At 71.6% G+C, this 17,321-nt stretch carries 15 protein-coding genes; 6 read left to right on the top strand and 9 right to left on the bottom strand.

Features of this window, described 5'->3' with window-relative positions:
* Positions 1–80: 80 nt before the first annotated feature.
* A complete protein-coding gene (locus tag ACFT4A_RS08610) occupies positions 81–581 on the bottom strand; it encodes a DinB family protein (RefSeq protein ID WP_382827193.1) in 501 nt (166 codons plus the stop codon).
* Positions 582–661: 80 nt separating this feature from the next.
* Between ACFT4A_RS08610 and ACFT4A_RS08605 the strand changes: the two genes are divergently transcribed.
* Complete coding sequence (locus ACFT4A_RS08605) at positions 662–1,447, top strand: DUF4253 domain-containing protein (protein WP_382827191.1); 786 nt, start codon at positions 662–664, stop codon at positions 1,445–1,447.
* A 22-nt stretch (positions 1,448–1,469) separates the two neighbouring features.
* On the opposite strand, the gene ACFT4A_RS08600 is transcribed toward ACFT4A_RS08605, so the two are convergent.
* Together ACFT4A_RS08600 and ACFT4A_RS08595 are read right to left on the bottom strand one after the other, a co-directional pair.
* Positions 1,470–2,372 carry an SAM-dependent methyltransferase gene (locus tag ACFT4A_RS08600; RefSeq protein WP_382827189.1) on the bottom strand — a complete coding sequence of 301 codons (903 nt, stop codon included), beginning with the start codon at positions 2,370–2,372 and terminating at the stop codon, positions 1,470–1,472.
* Positions 2,373–2,585: 213 nt separating this feature from the next.
* Positions 2,586–3,968 (bottom strand): helix-turn-helix domain-containing protein, encoded by a 1,383-nt coding sequence (locus ACFT4A_RS08595; protein ID WP_382827188.1) that lies wholly within the window; start codon positions 3,966–3,968, stop codon positions 2,586–2,588.
* Between the two features lie 226 nt (positions 3,969–4,194).
* On the opposite strand from ACFT4A_RS08595, the gene ACFT4A_RS08590 reads away from it, so the two are divergent.
* Entirely contained in the window at positions 4,195–4,866 is a 672-nt protein-coding gene (locus ACFT4A_RS08590; protein ID WP_382827186.1) for a DUF4232 domain-containing protein, read from the top strand.
* A 38-nt stretch (positions 4,867–4,904) separates the two neighbouring features.
* Here the strand turns inward: ACFT4A_RS08590 and hemB are convergent, their stop codons facing one another.
* A complete protein-coding gene (gene hemB / locus ACFT4A_RS08585; protein WP_382827184.1) occupies positions 4,905–5,903 on the bottom strand; it encodes a porphobilinogen synthase in 999 nt (332 codons plus the stop codon).
* A 322-nt stretch (positions 5,904–6,225) separates the two neighbouring features.
* Between hemB and ACFT4A_RS08580 the strand changes: the two genes are divergently transcribed.
* The gene (locus tag ACFT4A_RS08580) at positions 6,226–7,662 is read left to right on the top strand and encodes an FAD-binding oxidoreductase (RefSeq protein WP_382827182.1); all 1,437 of its coding nucleotides are present in this window, start codon (positions 6,226–6,228) and stop codon (positions 7,660–7,662) included.
* Between the two features lie 181 nt (positions 7,663–7,843).
* Here ACFT4A_RS08580 and ACFT4A_RS08575 read toward each other — a convergent pair whose 3' ends face one another.
* The 5 genes from ACFT4A_RS08575 to ACFT4A_RS08555 form a co-directional block, all read right to left on the bottom strand.
* The gene (locus ACFT4A_RS08575; RefSeq protein WP_382827181.1) at positions 7,844–9,550 is read right to left on the bottom strand and encodes a uroporphyrinogen-III synthase; all 1,707 of its coding nucleotides are present in this window, start codon (positions 9,548–9,550) and stop codon (positions 7,844–7,846) included.
* The gene (hemC, locus tag ACFT4A_RS08570; protein ID WP_382827179.1) at positions 9,547–10,527 is read right to left on the bottom strand and encodes a hydroxymethylbilane synthase; all 981 of its coding nucleotides are present in this window, start codon (positions 10,525–10,527) and stop codon (positions 9,547–9,549) included. The genes ACFT4A_RS08575 and hemC overlap by 4 nt, the downstream gene beginning before the upstream one ends.
* Complete coding sequence (locus ACFT4A_RS08565) at positions 10,524–12,296, bottom strand: glutamyl-tRNA reductase (RefSeq protein ID WP_382827177.1); 1,773 nt, start codon at positions 12,294–12,296, stop codon at positions 10,524–10,526. Before ACFT4A_RS08565 ends, hemC begins: the two co-directional genes overlap by 4 nt.
* Complete coding sequence (locus ACFT4A_RS08560) at positions 12,293–13,057, bottom strand: redox-sensing transcriptional repressor Rex (RefSeq protein WP_382827176.1); 765 nt, start codon at positions 13,055–13,057, stop codon at positions 12,293–12,295. The genes ACFT4A_RS08565 and ACFT4A_RS08560 overlap by 4 nt, the downstream gene beginning before the upstream one ends.
* Before the next feature lie 313 nt (positions 13,058–13,370).
* On the bottom strand, positions 13,371–13,649 hold the full coding sequence (locus tag ACFT4A_RS08555) for a glutaredoxin family protein (RefSeq protein ID WP_174569452.1): 279 nt from the start codon (positions 13,647–13,649) through the stop codon (positions 13,371–13,373).
* Between the two features lie 129 nt (positions 13,650–13,778).
* On the opposite strand from ACFT4A_RS08555, the gene ACFT4A_RS08550 reads away from it, so the two are divergent.
* The 3 genes from ACFT4A_RS08550 (at position 13,779) to ACFT4A_RS08540 (ending at position 17,297) form a co-directional block, all read left to right on the top strand.
* On the top strand, positions 13,779–14,696 hold the full coding sequence (locus ACFT4A_RS08550) for an HAD family hydrolase (RefSeq protein WP_382827174.1): 918 nt from the start codon (positions 13,779–13,781) through the stop codon (positions 14,694–14,696).
* A 349-nt stretch (positions 14,697–15,045) separates the two neighbouring features.
* On the top strand, positions 15,046–15,816 hold the full coding sequence (locus tag ACFT4A_RS08545; protein ID WP_193482582.1) for an ECF subfamily RNA polymerase sigma factor, BldN family: 771 nt from the start codon (positions 15,046–15,048) through the stop codon (positions 15,814–15,816).
* A 236-nt stretch (positions 15,817–16,052) separates the two neighbouring features.
* The gene (locus ACFT4A_RS08540; protein ID WP_382827172.1) at positions 16,053–17,297 is read left to right on the top strand and encodes a DUF5667 domain-containing protein; all 1,245 of its coding nucleotides are present in this window, start codon (positions 16,053–16,055) and stop codon (positions 17,295–17,297) included.
* The last annotated feature ends 24 nt before the right edge of the window (positions 17,298–17,321 follow it).

Genomic DNA, 17,321 nt, shown 5'->3' with positions numbered 1-17,321 from the left:
GTTGTGACGGACTGCTGGTCACCGGCAGCCGACCCACGGGTTGGACCCCTGGGCCCGGACGGTGTCGCCGGTCCCCGGCCTCAGCGCTGAGCCGTGCTGTTCGCCCCGTCCAGTGCCTCCCGGATGATGTCCGCGTGCCCGGCGTGCTGGGCCGTCTCCTGGATCAGATGCAGCAGGATCCGGCGCGCCGACCAGTACTCGCGCTCCGGCGGCGACCAGGGAGTCATCGGCAGGGGCACGCGGTGGTCCAGGTCCGGCAGCCCGGCCAGGGCCTCGTCGGTCGCCCGCGCGGCCGCGGTGTACGCCTCCAGCAGCCCGTCGAGCGTGTCGCCCTCGGCCATCCGGTACTGCCCCATGTCGAGCATCCCGTCCGGCAGTTCACCGTCGCCCTTGACCATGACCCGCGTCCACGCCGCCTCCCCTTGAGCGAGATGCTTCACGATCCCGCCCAGGGTCAGCTCGCTCACGGTCGTACGCCGGGCGGCCCGCTCGTCGTCGAGTCCGCGCACGGTGATCAGCAGCAGTTCCCGCTGCTCGGCGAGTGCGTACGACAGGTCGGTCTTCTCCGAGGAAGTGGTCATGGAAGGACCGTACGGAGCAATTAGGTCAGCTCGCGTCCGCTGATGTCCCCTTGTCAGTGGTCGGATTTACAGTCACCACCATGGCGACACTTCCGAACCCGCTTCCGACCCTGGCGGCAGACCCGAGCGGCCGCGCCCAGGGACTTCGACTGCCCGCCGGGACGCTGGTCGACAGCACCGACGAGGGCCCCTGGCACGAGCCGTTGCTGTGGTGCGCGCAGGAACGGGCGCTGCCGGGTGGCTGGTCGGCGCTGGAGCCGACGCGGCGGGTCGGGCTGCTGCCGGTCGTGCTCGACGTGGGGGACGGGCACGGCGGGCCGGACAGCTGGGAGTTGATGCCCGGCGAGGTGTCCTACCCCGGGGATCACGACGCCGAGGAGGTGCTGGCGGAGTACTGGGAGGAGTGCGCGGCGGAGGACGACGTATGGCCCGGGCCGGCCACGCCGGCCGCTCGGGGTCAGGACCCGGACGCGGTCGCCGCGCGCGTCGCGGACTCGCTGCTCGAGGACGGCGCTCCGCTCAAGGACCCCCGCCTCGCCCTGGTCCCGGCCCGCCGCAGCGCCGACATCCCGACCGCGATCGGCTGGACGGGCCCGGCGAACCACGAGGGCGACACGGCCCGTATCAGCGCGGTGCTGCGCTCCTGGGAGGACCGCTTCGGCATACGGGTCGTGGCCCTCGCCTTCGACCATCTGCTGGTGTCGGTCGCCGCCCCGCCCACCACCCTCGCCGAGGCGGAGGCCGTCGCCGCCGAGCACTTCGCGTTCTGCCCGGACAACTTCTGGCAGAGCACCGACTCCACCCTGCGGTCCTACGCCGAGCGCCAGGTCGTCGACCAGACGACCTGGCACTTCTGGTGGGACTGAGCCCGCCCCCGGCGGCCCCGGCTCAGCCCTTGGCCCCGATCCCCGCGTACACGTTGATGTCCGCGTCCGTGACGTCGTTGATGTCGCGGTAGCGGACCCGCTCGATGTCGTCGAGGCCGGCGAGGAAGGACTCCTCCGGCTGCTCGGGGACGGGGGCCGCGTGGTCGGGCCGCCAGTGGTGCGCCGGGACGACGCCCGGGTCGGCGATCTCCAGGAAGTTGTCCGTGAAGAACCGCTCGACGTCCGCCCGGGTCCGCAGCACGAAGGTGAACCCCCGCTCGGTGTAGGTCCGCTGGACCGCGCGGATCTTCTCGGGGTTGAGGTCCTCGGTGAGATGGCTGAGCACCAGCCGGCTGCCGACGGGCAGCGCGTCGAGCAACTCGCGCACCAGCGGATACGCCTCGCCGTCCTCGACGAAGTGCAGGATCGCGACCAGGCACAGCGCGACCGGCTGGTCGAAGTCCAGTGTCTTGGCGGCCTGTTCGAGGATGCGGGCCGGGTCCCGCAGATCGGCGTCGATGTAGTCCGTACGACCCTCGGGGCCACTGGTCAGCAGAGCCCGCGCGTGCGCGAGCACGACCGGGTCGTTGTCGACGTACACGACCCGCGACTCGGGGGCGACGCGCTGCGCGATCTGGTGCACGTTCTCGGCGGTCGGCAGCCCCGTGCCGATGTCGAGGAACTGCCGGATGCCGTCCTGCTCCACCAGCGTGGTCACCGCGCGCCGCAGGAAGTCGCGGTTGTGCCGGACGTCGAGGTACCCGCGCGGATTGGCGGCGAGCCCGGCGGCGGCCGCCGCCCGGTCGGCCGGGTAGTGGTCCTTGCCCCCGAGGAAGACGTCGTAGACCCGCGCCGGGTGCGCCTTGCCGCTGTCGATCCTCCTCTGCAGCTCGGCGGGATCCTGGCTGAGCGCGTCACCGGACATGGACGTCTCCCTGAAGAGTAGGTGGTTCAATCAGCAACCACTACGACGGTCAACAACCTAACGCCTCAAGTGATTTGATGGTGCCCGTGGAGAGCTTGGCCGCCCCGGCTCCCCGAGCAGCCGATCTTCTACCCGGTCCAGCAGGCCGGCGGACGGACGATCCTCGAAACTGTGGATCCCGGCCGAGGAACTCGACGAACCCCCGTCCGTCCATCACTCGGTGGTCCCCTCCTCGACCCACTGGTCGCCGCCCAGCGGGAACTCGTACGCCGGACGGCCGTTGTTCCCGCTCGTGCGGAAGGGCCGGCCCTTGTCGTCCACCGTCAGCGTGCCCTGCCGGCTGCCGCTGGACCAGCTCAGCTCCAGGTACCAGCTGACGTCGTAGGCGGAGGCGTCGGCCCGGATGTAGTAGACCTCCGGGTCGGACTGGCTCACCGAGAACGGGAAGTCGTCATGGCCCGCCTCCGGGACGACGGAGGGACGCGCGGCGTCGAGGGCGACCGTGAAGAAGCGCGTCGGGACGCCACCGCCGCAGCCGACGCCCGGATAGCCCATGGCGTAGTCGTTCCAGGCGAGCGGCGTCCGCTTGCCGGCCATACGGACCGTCAGCCCGTCGACGACCACCGTCTCCTTGCCGGTGCCCTGCACGGTGAGCTTCAGAAACTGCTTCCCCGACGGAACGGCCCCGTTCGCCGCCACCCAGGCGGGCGCGTCCTGCTCCAGCGGCGGCGGCCCGACCTGCCCCGGCGGACGGTTCACCAGGTAGCGCTGGGAACAGGGGTCTTCCCAGGCGTGCGGGGTGGTGTTCACGGTGAGGGGGACAGCTCCGGCGGCGGGGGCGCCGTCACGACCGGGCCGGTCGCTGTCACCGCCGGCGGCGGGGGCGCGCGAGGCAGGGGTCGCGGAGGCGGACTCCTTCCCCTCGCCCTTGCTCTTCCCCTTGTCCTTGTCCTTGTCCTTGTCCTTGCCGGTGTCGGCGGAGGAACTGCCCGAGGGCGACGCCGAGGCGACCGTGTCCCCGTCCGGCGTCCGGCCATCGTCGGACACGGCAGCAGCACCCCGACGCCCGTCGTCGTCCGCCCCGCCGGAGGGAACGGCCACGGCGAGCCCGACCCCGCCGAGTACGACCGCCAAGGCGATACCGGCGAGGAGGGCGGGCCGAGGACGCCGTGACCGGGGCTTCTCCACGGGCACCGCCTCCGAAGCCGGAGCGTCGGCAACCGAAGCCGGAGCGTCAGCAATCGCAGCCTCTGCCTCTGCCTCTGCCTCTGCCTCTGCCTCTGCCTCTGCCTCTGCCTCTGCCTCTGCCCCCACAGGCTCGGCCGAGCCCCCACCCCCCTTGCGCCCCCGCCCGGCATCCGCCAGCACCCACCGCCGATGCAGCTCGACGAGCTCCCCGGGCGACGCCTTGCACAGCCTGGCGAGCCTCTCCACCGGCGCGTAGTCGGCGGGCACGGCATCCCCGTTGCAGTACCGGTGCAGCGTCGACGTACTCATGTGGAGCCGCTTGGCGAGCACCCCGTAGCTCAGCCCGGAACGCTCCTTCAACTCCCCCAGCAGCGCGGCGAACTCCGCCGCGGCCGTGCCTTCCGACACCCTTCCTCCATCCCCCATGTCCCGTTCACCCGTTCCAGGGCAGGGACGTTTCCCCAGGTCACCGCGCGTACGAGCGTTCCAGCGTCCCTGATGGTCCGCCGGGTGTGGCGGCCGGGACGGATCACCGCACAAGCTCTGGTCATCCAAGCAGCCGCTCCCGGCCGACCGGTCGGCGGCTCGCTCGGGCCTTCTCGCCAACCGCCTTTGTCCGAAAGGGAACCCACTCATGCGCAAGTACCACGCCCTCCCCGTAGCCCTCCTGGCCGCCCTCGCCCTCACGGCGTGCGAGGACGGCACGGGCACACAGGACGAGGGCGCGGCCAAGCCCCAGATGACGTCATCGACGACGGCTGCCACCGCGCCCCAGCAGACGTCCACCGACGCGAAGGGCACGCAGTCCGGGACGACCGGCAAGGCGCAGGGCGGAAACTCCGGGGCCGCGAAGCCCACCGACCCCGCCGACCCGGCCAACCGCGTCTCCTGCAACGGCAGCAACACCACCGTCACCGCCCAGCCGGTCCGCCGCCCCGTCAACCACATGCTGATCACGGTCAAGAACACCGGCTCGAAGTACTGCGACCTCACCTACTACCCGGTGCTGCGCTTCGACGAGATGCAGTGGGCGCCGCGGCCGATCGAGGACTCCAAGCCGCAGGCGGTCACGACCCTGGCCCCGGGCGAGTCCGGATACGCGGGCGTGACGCTGTCGGCGGCCGACGGCAGCGGCGACGGCGGCACCACCGGCCGCAAGCTCGAGGTGGGCTTCCAGGGCCGCACGCCGAACAGCAACGGCGGCCCCTCCGCACTCCCGACCCTCCCGGCCAAGGGCATGTACTACGACAGCTCGCTGACGGCCACGTACTGGCTGCGGGACATGGACGAGGCCCTGACCTACTGATCCCTGACCTACTGATCCCTGAGCTGCTGCTCCCTGACCTACTGCTCCTTGAGCTTCTGGGCCGCTTCGGTGGCCCAGTAGGTGAGGATGTTCCGCGCACCGGCCCGCCGGATGCCGGTCAGGGACTCCATGATCGCCCGGTCCCGGTCGATCCAGCCCCGCTCGGCGGCGGCCTCGATCATCGAGTACTCGCCGGAGATCTGATACGCGGCGACGGGCACGTCCGAGGCGTCCGCGACCCGGGCGAGAATGTCCAGGTAGGGCCCGGCCGGCTTGACCATCACCATGTCGGCGCCCTCCTCGATGTCGAGGGCCAGCTCCCTCAGGGACTCCCGCACATTGCCGGGGTCCTGCTGATACGTCTTCCGGTCCCCCTGCAGGGACGAGCCGACGGCCTCCCGGAACGGCCCGTAGAACGCGGAGGCGTACTTCACGGTGTAGGCGAGGATGGCGACATCCTCCCGCCCGATCTGGTCGAGGGCGTCACGGATGACCCCGACCTGCCCGTCCATCATCCCGCTGGGGCCGACCACATGGGCTCCGGCGTCGGCCTGGACCTGGGCCATCTCGGCGTACCGCTCCAGGGTCGCGTCGTTGTCGACCCGCCCCTCGGAGTCCAGCACCCCGCAGTGCCCGTGGTCGGTCGTCTCGTCGAGGCACAGATCGGCCATGACCAGCAGGTCGTCCCCGACTTCGGCCCGCACGTCCCGGAGGGCGACCTGCAGAATCCCGTCCGGGTCGGTGCCCGGCGTCCCGAGACCGTCCTTCTTCGACTCCTCCGGCACGCCGAACAGCATGATCCCGGAGACCCCCGCCGCGACCGCCTCGGCGGCGGCCTTCTTCAGACTGTCGCGCGTGTGCTGCACGACCCCGGGCATGGCCCCGATCGGCACCGGCTCACTGACGCCCTCGCGCACGAAGGCCGGAAGAATGAGATCGGCGGGATGCAGACGGGTCTCGGCAACCATCCGACGCATGACGGGGCTACTCCGCAAACGCCGCGGCCGAGTACCGGGAAAAGAACCGTACGTCGTCATGCCACCTACGCTACGCCCGCACCAAACGCCCCGATGCCGACGCCCTGTCGCGTAACTGCGGGCAATCGTGCCGCTAAGGGCGGCACGGGCGGGCGGTGGGGGTCCCCCCGCTCGAGCGAAGCCGAGAGTGGGGGAGGCACCCCGCTCCGCCGGGCTGCGCACCCACCCGCCCTCAGCCCCAACGCCGAGCACCTTGAACCCCACAGCCCCACAATGCGCCCCCACCCACCCAGGTCCATCCTGAAACCAAAGGACAAGGACCCCGACGGCCAAACCCCATCGCCGCCGCCGTCCCTCCGTACGCCCATCCACGGAGGACGCGATGACCGCCCCCCACCACACCCCCGACCTCTTCGCCCTGTCAGAGATAAACGGCCCGGTCCTACGCCCCGGCGACCCCGCCTACGCCGACGAAGTCACCGGCTTCAACCTGGCCGCCCTCCACACCCCCGACATCGTCATAGGCGCCACCGGCCCCGACGACATCGTCACCGCCATGCGCTGGGCGAAGGCCACCGACACCCCCGTGGCCGTCCAGGGGACCGGCCACGGCGCCAACTTCCCCATCGACCACGGCCTGTTGATCAACACCGCCCGCATGACCGACGTACGGATCGACCCCACCGCCCGCTCGGCCACCATCGCCGCGGGCGCGAAGTGGAGCCACGTCATGGCCGCGGCCGCCCCGCACGGCCTGGCCGGCCTCTGCGGCACCTCCACGGACGCGGGCGTCACCGGCTACACCCTCGGCGGCGGACTCCCCGTCCTCGGCCGGGCCTACGGCTATGCCGCCGACCTGGTCCGCTCCTTCCAGGTCGTCACCCCGGACGGCCTGCTGCGCGAGACGGACTCCCGGCACGAACCGGAACTGTTCTGGGCCCTGCGCGGCGGCAAGGGCAACGTAGGCGTCGTCACCTCACTCGTGACCGACCTGATCCCGCTGGCCCGCCTCTACGGCGGCGGCATCTACACCCCGGGCGAACACACCGAGACCCTGCTGCGAACCTGGACGGACTGGACCCGCACCGTCCCGGACGAGATGTGCAGCATGTTCTCGGTCCTGCGCCTGCCGCCCATCCCCCAGATCCCGGAGCCCCTGCGCGGCGGCTTCTGGGCCCGGGTCGCGATCGCCTGGCCGGGCGACACGGCCGAGGGCGAGTCCCTGATCGCCCCACTCCGCGAAGCCGCCCCCGTGGCCGTCGACACGGTCGAGGAAATGGACTACGCGGCCCTGGACCGCATCCACATGGAACCCCAGGACCCGCTCCCGGCACGGGAGTGCTGTCTGCTCCTGCGCGACCTGTCCCCGGAGGCCATCAGCACGCTCCTGGCGCAGGCCGGCCCCGCGGCCGGCGTCGACTACCCGCTCCTGGTCGTCTCGCTGCGGCACATGGGCGGCGCGATGGCCCGCGCGTCCGCCGTCGAGGACGCCGTCTGCGCCCGCGACGCCCGGTACTTCCTCGAATCGGTCGGCATCCTGGCCGCCCCGCCCGTCGCCGAGGCCCTCGAACAGGCGACGGCCCGGCTCTACACCGCGATGGCCCCCTACGGCACGGGCCGCACCATGGTCAACATCCACGGCACCCCGGGCGACGAACAGGACATCGCCCGCGCCTGGACCCCGGAGGTCTACGACCGCCTACGCCACGACAAGGCCACCTACGACCCGACGAACCTACTGCGCTACGGCCACGCGGTAACACCCGCATTGCCACACCCACCCCAGCTGCGGGCATGCGTGCCTCCCCAAGTGCCTTAAGGGCCTGGGAGGTGCCCCCAGGGCGGCACGGGTGGGCGGTGGGGGTCCCCCCGCTCGAGCGAAGCCGAGAGTGGGGGAGGCACCCCGCTCCGCCGGGCTGCGCACCCACCCGCCCTCAGCCCCAACGCCGAGCACCATCAAGCCCGGCCAAGCCCTACGGGCCGGCTCGCCCCAGCCCGCCTCAGGTCGTAGACCGCCTCCGCCGAGCCCCCGGCCGCCGCTCGCTGGGCCGGGTCACCGCATCCCCGGCCTCGACAGCGGCAGCTCTCCGCTTCGCGCCGAAGTCGGCCAGCGCCTCGGCCAGCTTGTGCACGGACGGCTCCGGCGCCATGACGTCCACCCGCAGCCCGTGCTCCTCGGCGGTCTTCGCCGTGGCCGGGCCGATACACGCGATCACGGTCACGTTGTGCGGCTTGCCGGCGATACCGACCAGGTTCCGCACGGTCGACGACGACGTGAACAGCACGGCGTCGAACCCACCGCCCTTGATCGCCTCGCGCGTCTCCGCCGGCGGCGGCGAGGCCCGCACGGTCCGGTAGGCCGTGACGTCGTCGACCTCCCAGCCCAGCTCGATCAGCCCGGCGACCAGCGTCTCCGTGGCGATGTCGGCCCGCGGCAGGAACACCCGGTCGATCGGGTCGAAGACCGGGTCGTACGGCGGCCAGTCCTCCAGCAGACCGGCGGCGCTCTGCTCCCCGCTCGGCACCAGGTCCGGCTTCACACCGAAGGCGATCAGCGCGTTGGCCGTCTGCTCGCCGACCGCCGCGACCTTGATCCCGGCGAAGGCCCGGGCGTCGAGCCCGTACTCCTCGAACTTCTCCCGCACGGCCTTGACCGCGTTCACCGAGGTGAAGGCGATCCACTCGTAGCGGCCCGTGACGAGCCCCTTGACCGCACGCTCCATCTGCTGGGGCGTGCGCGGCGGCTCGACGGCGATGGTCGGCACCTCGTGCGGCACGGCCCCGTACGAGCGCAGCTGGTCGGAGAGCGACGCCGCCTGCTCCTTCGTGCGCGGCACGAGCACCTTCCAGCCGAACATCGGCTTGGACTCGAACCACGCGAGCTGGTCGCGCTGGGCGGCGGCGGAACGCTCACCGACCACGGCTATCACCGGCCGGCCGCCGTCCGGCGAGGGCAGCACCTTGGCCTGCTTCAGCGTCTGCGCGATCGTGCCGAGCGTGGCGGTCCAGGTGCGCTGCCGGGTGGTCGTACCGGCGACGGTGACCGTCATCGGGGTGTCCGGCTTGCGGCCCGCGGAGACCAGCTCGCCGGCGGCCGCGGCGACGGAGTCCAGCGTGGTGGACACGACCACCGTGCCGTCCGACGCCCCGACCTCCGTCCAGCACCGGTCCGACGCCGTCCGCGCGTCCACGAACCGCACGTCCGCGCCCTGCGCGTCGCGCAGCGGCACACCGGCGTACGCGGGCACACCGACGGCGCTCGCGATACCGGGGACCACCTCGAAAGGCACCCCGGCGGCGGCGCACGCCAGCATCTCCTCGGCGGCGTACGTGTCGAGGCCCGGGTCACCGGACACCGCACGCACGACCCGCCTGCCGCCCCGCGCGGCCTCCATGACAAGATGTGCGGCATCCCGCACCGCGGGGACCGCGGCGGTGGTTGACGTGCCGTCAACTACCGTCAGCTGGGGCGTTCCTGTGCCCGGCGCCGGATCCTGGGAAGGATCCGAATCCGTGTGCACTTCGGAGACGCCCTGCCTGGCGTGCTGACGTACGACGTCGAGCACCTCGTGCTCGGCGACGAGAACGTCCGCGCTCGCCAGCGCCTCTACGGCGCGCAGAGTTAGCAGTCCCGGATCTCCGGGTCCGGCACCCAGGAAGGTGACGTGCCCGTGTTCAGGACCGGCGGAAAGGGTGGTGGGGCTCAATGTGCTCGCTCCCCCATCAGACCGGCCGCGCCCTGGGCGAGCATCTCGGCCGCGAGTTCGCGACCGAGCGCCATTGCCCCGTCGTGCGTCTCGGGCACGGGACCGGTGGTGGACAGCTGCACCATGCGCGTGCCGTCGGTCGTACCGACGACGGCGCGCAGGCGCATTTCCTTGACAATCTGCCCGTCGGCCAGCAAGTCGGCCAAAGCGCCCACGGGAGCGCTGCAGCCGGCCTCCAGGGCGGCGAGCAGTGACCGCTCGGCCGTCACGGCGACCCGCGTGAACGGGTCGTCGAGCTCGGCGAGCGCGGCGACGAGGTCCGCGTTTTCCGCGGCACACTCGATCGCGAGTGCCCCCTGGCCGGGGGCGGGCAAAACCGTGTCGACCGACAGGAAGTCGGTCACCTCGTCACCGCGGCCGATCCGGTTCAGTCCGGCGGCGGCCAGCACGACGGCGTCGAGCTCACCGCCCCGCACGTATCCGATCCGGGTGTCGACGTTGCCGCGGATCGGGACCGTCGCTATGTCCAGTCCGTGGCTGCGGGCGTACGAGTTGAGCTGGGCCATGCGGCGCGGCGAACCCGTACCGATGCGGGCCCCGCTCGGCAGGTCGGTGAACTTCAGCGCGTCCCGGGCGACGATCACGTCCCGCGGGTCCTCCCGCACGGGTACGGCCGCCACGACCAGGTCGTCGGGCTGCGCGGTCGGCAGGTCCTTCAGCGAGTGCACCGCGAAGTCGACCTCGCCCTTGAGCAGCGCGTCGCGCAGGGCGGTCACGAAGACGCCGGTGCCGCCGATCTGGGCGAGCTGCTCGCGCGAGGTGTCGCCGTACGTGGTGATCTCGACGAGCTCCACGGGCCGCCCGGTCACCCGGGTCACGGCCTCGGCCACCTGCCCGGACTGGGCCATGGCGAGCCTGCTGCGGCGGGTACCGAGCCGCAGTGCCCCTGTTTCGTTCGCTCCCCGCGTGTCGTTCATGCCGACCCTCGGTTCTTCTCGGTAGTGCTGTCCTCGGCGCGGGAGACGGCGGCCACCGTCTCGGGGTCGAGGTCGAACAGGGTCCGCAGCGCGTCCGCGTACCCGGCGCCGCCGGGCTCGGCCGCGAGCTGCTTGACCCGTACGGTCGGCGCGTGCAGCAGTTTGTCGACCACGCGCCGCACGGTCTGGGTGATCTCCGCACGGTGCTTGTCGTCGAGGCCGGGCAGCCTCCCGTCCAGCCGGGCGATCTCGCCTGCCACCACATCGGCGGCCATGGTGCGCAGGGCGACCACGGTCGGCGTGATGTGCGCGGCCCGCAGTGCTGCCCCGAAGGCCGCGACCTCGTCGGAGACGATACGCCGGACCTGGTCCACATCGGCAGCCATCGGAGCGCCCGCGGAGGCCTCCGCCAGCGACTCGATGTCCACCAGCCGCACGCCGGCGAGCCGGTGCACGGCCGCGTCTATGTCGCGCGGCATCGCCAGGTCCAGCAGGAAGAGCACGGGCTGCGGCCGCGGCGGCTCCTCGACCGGCTCGGGCCGGCGCCGCTCGGGGATCCGGCCGACGGTGGCCACGGTCGCGGCGAGCGCGGCGATGGCGTCGGCGTCCGGGGCGGGGTCGAGCGGGTCGATCGTCGTAGGCCTTGCGCCCGCCGTGCGCTGGGCGCCGCCCACGGCGCCGTTGTCCACCCACGCCGCGTGCTGTTCGAGATCGGCGGCGGCCATCCCGGCCACGGCCGCCTCACCGAGTACGGAGAATCCGGCGGTGTTCTGCACGGAGGTCAGGTCCAGCGGACAGCCGTCCTCGTTGCCGAGGCTGGTGGCCGGCAGGTTGCCCCGCTGCCCGTCGGGCCCCGCCGTGCGGTCCGGCTCCTCGCCGTCGGCGTCGGCCCACAGCACGGCCGTACGACCCTCGGCCGCGGTGGCGACCGCCTCGGCCGTCAGGACGAGGCCGGTCGCGCCGGTACAGGAGACGGCGACGTCGGCACGTGTCAGCTCGGCCGGCACCGATTCCATCGGGACCGCGCGGGCCGCCACGTCCGTGTCGTCGCCCTCCATCAGGCGTTGTCCATACTGCTCTTCGAGCAGGTGGGCCAGGCGCTCGGCCCGGTCGAAGGTCCGGTTGGCGACGACGACCTCGGCGACACCGGCACGCGCGAGCGTGGCCGCCGCCAGGGAGGACATCGATCCGGCCCCGATGACCAGGGCCTTCTTGCCCCGGGCCCATTCCCGTATGTCACCGCCCTGCGCCAGCTGCTCCAGGCCGAAGGTGACCAGGGACTGCCCCGCGCGGTCGATGCCGGTCTCGGAGTGGGCCCGCTTGCCGACCCTGAGGGCCTGCTGGAACAGGTCGTTCAGCAGGCGGCCCGCGGAGTGCAGGTCCTGGGCGCGGGCCAGGGAGTCCTTGATCTGGCCGAGGATCTGCCCCTCGCCGACGACCATCGAGTCCAGCCCGCAGGCCACCGAGAACAGATGGTGGACGGCCCGGTCCTCGTAGTGCACGTAGAGATAGGGGGTGAGCTCCTCGAGGCCGACCCCGCTGTGCTGGGCGAGCAGCGTGGACAGCTCGGCGACACCGGCGTGGAACTTGTCCACGTCGGCGTAGAGCTCGATGCGGTTGCAGGTGGCGAGCACCGCGGCCTCGGTGGCCGGCTCGGCGGCGACCGTGTCCTGCAGCAGCTTGACCTGCGCGTCCGCGTTCAGCGAGGCCCGCTCCAGGACGCTGACCGGGGCGCTGCGGTGGCTGAGTCCGACGACGAGAAGGCTCATGCCGGCATCACGGCGGGCATGTCCCCGTCAGGCCCCTGATCGGCGGACTGGTTACGGGCGGCGACGGCCGGGGCGCCCCCGTCGGAGGCGGCGGCCTCCTCGCCGGCCTTGCGCTGCTCGTGGAAGGCGAGGATCTGCAGCTCGATGGAGAGGTCGACCTTGCGCACGTCGACGCCCTCGGGCACGGACAGCACGGTCGGCGCGAAGTTCAGGATGGAGGTGACACCGGCGGCCACGAGCCGCTCGCAGACCGCCTGGGCGGCACCGGCGGGGGTGGCGATGACACCGATCGACACGCCGTTGTCCTGGATGATCTTCTCCAGGTCGTCGGAGTGCTGCACCGGGATACCGGCGACGGGCTTGCCCGCCATGGCCGGGTCGGCGTCGATGAGCGCGGCGACCCGGAAGCCACGGGAGGCGAACCCTCCGTAGTTGGCGAGGGCGGCGCCGAGGTTACCGATACCGACGATCACAACCGGCCAGTCCTGGGTGAGGCCCAGTTCGCGGGAGATCTGGTAGACGAGATACTCGACGTCGTAGCCCACACCCCGGGTCCCGTAGGAGCCGAGGTACGAGAAGTCCTTGCGCAGCTTCGCGGAGTTGACCCCCGCGGCGGCCGCGAGCTCCTCGGAGGAGACCGTGGGTACCGAGCGCTCCGACAGCGCGGTCAGAGCGCGGAGATACAGCGGAAGCCGGGCGACGGTGGCCTCGGGAATCCCTCGGCTGCGGGTCGCCGGTCGGTGAGTTCGGCCAGTTGCCACGGTGCTCCTGCGGGTAGAGCGGGGCTGTAGGCGGTCATACGTCCCTACATGACCGCCCCGTCGAAAGCAGGCTATGTCTTTGTGAACGCGTGCACAAAGATGGTGTCCGATTTGCCCGCCCAACGTGACCGGGCTCACGCGCCCCCGGCGCACTCCCGGGGAACCGGCGCACAAGCGCCGCCGTTCCTTCGCTTCTGGGGGCAAAACCGCACACTCTCCTCTGTGTATCCCGCCCCCGAGACCAGTCACCCTCGATCCTAAGCGACCCTTACGGCCGCTTTGGACTGCTCGGTCAGTCGCCCGACGGCCGGACTCAGTCGGTCAGGGCCTTGCGCAGACGGCCCTCGTCCACACGCCAGAACGTGTGCTGCCTGCCGTCCACCAGCACAACCGGGATCTGCTCCCAGTACTGGTCGTGCAGTTCCCGATCCTCGGTGATGTCCTTCTGCTCCCAGGGGACTCCGAGATCACCACACACCTTCTCCACAACGACCTGTGCGTCATCACACAGATGACATCCGGGCTTGCGGATCAGGGTGACGAGCCGGTCCCGAGGGGGCGTGCGGCGAAAGAGGGGACTCATGTCGGCCATTGTCGCGCGCCCGCGACACGCCGGCCCCCGCTCTTCCAACGGCGTCTTTAACGACACGCTCGCCGAGAGTTCACAGGCTCCAAACCTCTCGACTCCGGAACCCCCGAACAAACTGGCTATGCTCACGCCATGGCCGCTCTCGGATGGCTCACTCCCCGTAGGCGCTCCGCCACGGCGCGGAGCGTTTTGGCAGGCGAGGCCTCGGCGGAGGCAGCCCGCAAATCCACGCAGGAAGCTTCCGCCACGACCGAGGAACCGCAGTTCCCGGTCCACGGCGACGACCGGGCCGCCGCCTTCTTCGACCTGGACAACACCGTCATGCAGGGCGCCGCGCTCTTCCACTTCGGGCGGGGCCTGTACAAGCGGAAGTTCTTCGAGACCCGCGACCTCGCGAAGTTCGCCTGGCAGCAGGCGTGGTTCCGGCTGGCCGGCGTCGAGGACCCCGAGCACATGCAGGAGGCCCGCGACTCGGCCCTGTCGATCGTCAAGGGCCACCGCGTCGCCGAACTCCAGTCGATCGGCGAGGAGATCTACGACGAGTACATGGCCGAGCGCATCTGGCCCGGCACCCGCGCCCTCGCCGAGGCCCACCTGGACGCGGGCCAGAAGGTCTGGCTGGTGACGGCGGCCCCCGTCGAGATCGCCCAGGTCATCGCCCGCCGCCTGGGCCTGACCGGCGCCCTGGGCACGGTCGCCGAGTCGGTCGACGGCGTCTACACCGGCAAGCTCGTCGGCGAACCGCTGCACGGCCCCGCGAAGGCCGAGGCGGTCCGCGCGCTCGCCGCGGCGGAGGGCCTGGACCTGACCCGCTGCGCCGCCTACAGCGACTCGCACAACGACATCCCGATGCTGTCCCTGGTCGGCCACCCCTACGCCATCAACCCGGACTCCAAGCTGCGCAGGCACGCCCGCCAGCTGGACTGGCGCCTGCGCGACTACCGCACGGGCCGCAAGGCGGCCAAGGTCGGCATCCCCGCGGCGGCCGGCGTGGGGGCCGTGGCGGGCGGCACGGCGGCCGCGATCGCCCTGCACCGCCGCCGTCGCTGACGACCCGATCAATCCGGGACACCATCGTTTGCGGGATGACAACGCCCGTAAATCCAACTGGCGTACCCCCAAAACCTCGTATCCAGTCCTCTTGGCTGGACACGGCCACAACACGCCCTGCACTCCGCCGCAATCCGAACCCTTCCGATCAACAGCTGTTCACAATCCGGCACTTGATCCGGCGTCAATCGGTTACGGAAGCGACGTAATCGATGATTTGAGCAACTCGGTGTAGCAGAGCCTGCACGAAGCGTTATTCTCCTCAGACGCAAACCGGTACCCCTCCGTCGCTACGACGGGTGAAAGGTCCCGCACTGCACGTGATGGAAGCTCTGCCTCTGGGAGTCCCGTGTACCCACACGTCGGGGTTGACGCCTCGGGCCTGGCTACGCTGCGCGCAACGGTCCTCGACCTGTTGCGCGGCTTCGTCCCCACCGCGTACGCCGTCCCCGCATTCGCCACCGCCGCACCCGTAGGCCCTTGCTATGCACTGGCCGACGGCAGCGCCGCGGTCGGCAGACGAGGGCGCCCGTCCGGCGGGGCCACCGCCCGTCGGCCCGCGGCGGACAGCGACAGCGCCCGCATGATGGACCTGGTGGAGCGCGCCCAGGCCGGCGAGGCCGACGCCTTCGGCCGTCTCTACGACCAGTACAGCGACACCGTGTACCGGTACATCTACTACCGGGTCGGAGGAAAGGCGACAGCCGAGGACCTCACCAGCGAGACCTTCCTGCGAGCCCTGCGCCGCATCGGCACGTTCACCTGGCAGGGCCGCGACTTCGGCGCCTGGCTCGTGACCATCGCCCGCAACCTCGTGGCGGACCACTTCAAGTCCAGCCGCTTCCGCCTCGAGGTCACCACCGGCGAGATGCTCGACGCCAACGAGGTCGAGCGCTCCCCCGAGGACTCCGTCCTGGAGTCCCTCTCCAACGCCGCCCTGCTCGACGCCGTACGGCGGCTCAACCCCCAGCAGCAGGAGTGCGTGACACTCCGCTTCCTCCAGGGCCTCTCCGTCGCCGAGACCGCCCGCGTGATGGGCAAGAACGAGGGCGCCATCAAGACCCTCCAGTACCGGGCCGTCCGCACTCTCGCCCGGCTCCTCCCGGAAGACGCCCGCTGACCGGCCCGCACGCTCGGCGACATCCAACTCACGTTCCGTGACGGTTCGTTGGCTTCGGCATCCGATCAGCCGGGGTCCGTAACCCAAGTGCCGCGCCGCTCGTTGTGAGGGATGCAGGCTCCCTGTGGTCACCCCCTGGCCGACCCCGATCACTCGATCAGGTGGTTGAGGTCAGGGTGTGCAACCCTCAGGACCCCCTGGGGAGTCGACCGTCATGACGAGAGGAGGTGCCGCCAGTGATCGCGAACGTATCGGCACACCGGCGGGCGAACGCCTTCGCCCAGGCCCTGGAGGAGCAGTCCGAGCAGGGCACGGCGGCCGAGCAGCCCGAAGGTTCGGCACCGGCCCCGGCACCCGCGGAACAGACCGAACCGGCACGCCTGACGGCGCTGGCCTCCGGTCTCGACGCGCTGCCCAAGCCGGAGCTCGACCCGGAGGTCAAGGTCGTCCAGCGGGCCCAGCTGGTGGCCGCCTTCGAGGCCATGCTCCAGGAGGGCACCGCAGGAGGCGGGGCGACGGACCGAGCGGTTCCCGGACAGCGCTCCCGTGGCGCCCACCGCGCCGACTCACTGAAGAAGTTCCGGCCGCGTTCCCGGCTCGCCAAGGGCCTCACCGCGGGCGGGCTCAGCGTCGGTGTGGCCGCGAGCGCCTTCGGCGGAGTCTCCGCCGCCAGCTCCGACGCCCTGCCCGGCGATTCGCTCTACGGCCTCAAGCGCGGCATCGAGGACGTGAAACTCGGCCTCGCCGACAGCGCCGACGAGCGCGGCCGGGTCTACCTCGACCACGCCTCCACCCGGCTCAGCGAAGCCCGCCGCCTGATGGAGCGCGGCCGCAGCGGCCCCCTGGACCACGAGTCCCTGGGCGAGATCCGCCGCGCCCTGTCCGGCATGCGGCACGACGCGTCGGAAGGCCACCGGCTGCTCAGCGAGGCGTACGAGCACGACCCGGACTCCCTGGGCCCCATCCAGGCCCTGTCGGCGTTCTCCCGCTCCCACCGCGAGGCCTGGGGCGAACTGCGTGAGAAGCTCCCCGTCCAGCTCGGGGACGTCAGTGACCAGGTGTCGTCGGTGTTCGACGCCATAGAGGAGGATGTCGCCCCGCTGCGCTCCCTGCTCCCCGAGCCCCCGGCGAAGAACGGCGGCGAAGGCAAGCACCGAGGCGCCTCCGAGTCGGCCTCCACCGGCTCCTCCGCCACCGACCGGTCGGCCCAGCCCGGCAAGAGCGGCGGCGGGCGCACCGACAAGGGCGGCACCGGCGGAACCAGTGGCAGCCCCAGCCGCTCGGCGGGCTCCGGCAGCGACAGCGACGGCCTGCTCGGCGGCAGCACCGGCGGCCTCCTCGACCCGCCGAAGGACAGCGAGGCGAGCACCTCACCGTCCGCGGAGGGCAGCCCGACCGTCCCCAAGCCGGACGTGACGCTCCCACCGCTGCTGCCCGGCCTGCTGCCCGGCCTGGGCATCGACGGCGAGGACGCGCACTAGACGGCGCTGGGCGCCCCTGTGAGG

This window comes from Streptomyces sp. NPDC057099 (assembly GCF_042671245.1).
In the GTDB taxonomy this organism is placed as follows: domain Bacteria; phylum Actinomycetota; class Actinomycetes; order Streptomycetales; family Streptomycetaceae; genus Streptomyces; species Streptomyces purpurascens.
The sequence above is the reverse complement of the archived record's forward strand: the minus strand, read 5'-3'. Positions and strand labels throughout refer to the sequence as shown.